This is a genomic window from Arthrobacter sp. YAF34, assembly GCF_052113245.1.
Lineage (GTDB): Bacteria > Actinomycetota > Actinomycetes > Actinomycetales > Micrococcaceae > Arthrobacter.
Genome location: NZ_JBFRCV010000046.1, coordinates 1 through 510 on the forward strand (window position 1 = coordinate 1; position 510 = coordinate 510).

1 protein-coding gene is annotated in these 510 nt (G+C 76.7%); it reads right to left on the reverse strand.

Translation table 11 applies throughout. The features are described from left to right. The coding region (locus AB4Y72_RS19695; RefSeq protein WP_441427815.1) for a DUF222 domain-containing protein at positions 1-510 on the reverse strand (510 nt) is incomplete at both ends.

Sequence of the window (510 nt, forward strand, 5' to 3'; positions counted from 1 at the left end):
GGAGGTGGTCCGCGTCGTTGTCCAGGGAGGGGTTGTTGCAGCCGGGGAACGGGCATCGGCCGTCGCGGAGCCGGAGCCACTGCCGCAGGGCTGTGGTGAGGCGGTAGCGGGTCCGGCCGATTTCCAGCGGGGCGCCGTCGCGGGGGTCGGTCAGGACCCGGTAGAAGGACTCGGCGCCGTCGGCGACGAGGCGGCGGGCCATCGACGGCGGGATCGGCCCGTACCCGTCCAGCACGGCCGGTTCCTCGGCGGCGCCGAGCAGGGACATTACCGGGACGGTGACCAGGACCTGTGCCCGCGGCGACGGCACACCCCCGCCAGCACCCGCAGCCGTGGCGCCGCCCGCACCCGTGCCGGCGTTGTTGGTGAGGAGCCAGGTGGCGGCGATGTCGGCGCGGAGCTGGGGCAGGGTCCGGGCCTCGTGCGGGCCCTGGAGGGCGCGGGCGGCCGCGGTGGTCCGGTCCCAGATCCCGGCGGCGGTCTCGGCCGGGAGGTGCGCGGAGAGCCAGG